The following is a 1,100-nucleotide window of genomic DNA, read 5'->3' on the forward strand; positions in this document are numbered from 1 at the left end:
AATGTTCATTTTCTGACCTCCAGTCAAAAGTTAAAAAACGGGTCTGGGTATTCTTTGCTGAAGGACAGCGTTCCCTGCCCCATCCCCACTACCGAAAAAGATGCGCACCGCGCCGCTCCTTCGAAATTGACATTACCCATGAGACGGCGGCGTTCAACCACGATCGTACCGACGAAAGGGCTGCCTGGCTGCTATCCCCTGGCGTTGTTGCACAAATGACACGATTTGGCCTCACTCAGAAAGCTCTCGTTAACCATCAGGCCCGCCGCAATCCCTTGTTTGCGCCGAATCCGGCGAAGGGCCGCCGGAATCATGGCGAGTTCCCGAGTCGCTGGCCAGAAACAACCGCAAGACCGCCACATCCATGGAAGGTCGCGGTTCGGCGCCTTCTTAATTTTTGCATTTAATGATGCGGGCTTGTTGATTGTGCCGGCGCTTTTCTTTATCCAGCGGCGCAACGGAGAGGTGGCCGAGTGGTCGAAGGCGCTCCCCTGCTAAGGGAGTAGAGGTCAAAAGCTTCTCGTGGGTTCGAATCCCATCCTCTCCGCCATCCTGCTTCGCGCTGCGCGCTTCGCAGGACAAGTCCCGACCTCCGCGCGAAGCAAAATGCCCTCCGAAGCCGTAGCGAAGGAGGGCTCAAGCGCCTGAATTTCTTGCAAAAACAGGGTTAGCAGCTGCCCTTCGGCCAAGCAGGGGTACCCTCTCGCATTGGCAAGGAGGGGCTGGCTCATGTGGTATGTGTATTCTCGAGAGCGAGGTTGCGGAAGGCGGGCGTTATGTCGGCATGACGTCGGACCTGAAACGACGGCTTGCCGAGCACAATTCGGGAAATCCAGCCAATGCGTCCAAATTCCTGCCATGGCGGATCGTCACTCATATGGCCTTCCCGGATCAGGCCAAGGCAGCTTCATTCGAGGTTATCTCAATCCGGTTCAGGGCACGCTTTCGCCAACAAACGCTTTTGGTGACGGCCGCAGGCCTACGAAAAATCCCACGGTTTTCCAAAAAGAGATAGCGATAACAGCTCGTTACTCCGATGAAGCGGGCGGCGGCTCCCGTAATTTCATTCGATTCTGACTGGAGGTCAGAAAATGAACATC

The 1,100-nt window shown here is 55.9% G+C and carries 2 protein-coding genes, 1 tRNA gene and 1 pseudogene; 3 read left to right on the forward strand and 1 reads right to left on the reverse strand.

The features are described from left to right. The 3 genes and pseudogenes from EOD15_RS36395 to EOD15_RS37150 form a co-directional block, all read left to right on the forward strand. Positions 1 to 407: hypothetical protein (locus EOD15_RS36395; protein ID WP_206618718.1), on the forward strand; the 407-nt coding region annotated here is incomplete at its 5' end. A 52-nt stretch (positions 408 to 459) separates the two neighbouring features. Further along, a tRNA-Ser gene (locus tag EOD15_RS34660) sits at positions 460 to 550 on the forward strand. A gap of 234 nt (positions 551 to 784) precedes the next feature. Next, a pseudogene (locus tag EOD15_RS37150) lies at positions 785 to 859 on the forward strand (GIY-YIG nuclease family protein); the annotation flags it as partial. 32 nt (positions 860 to 891) lie between these two features. On the opposite strand, the gene EOD15_RS37155 reads toward EOD15_RS37150, so the two are convergent. Continuing rightward, positions 892 to 1,100 (reverse strand): hypothetical protein (locus EOD15_RS37155; RefSeq protein WP_245463865.1); only part of this gene is annotated, 209 nt, incomplete at its 5' end.

Origin of the sequence: Mesorhizobium sp. M7A.T.Ca.US.000.02.2.1 (assembly GCF_003996995.1) — a bacterium.
Lineage (GTDB): Bacteria > Pseudomonadota > Alphaproteobacteria > Rhizobiales > Rhizobiaceae > Mesorhizobium.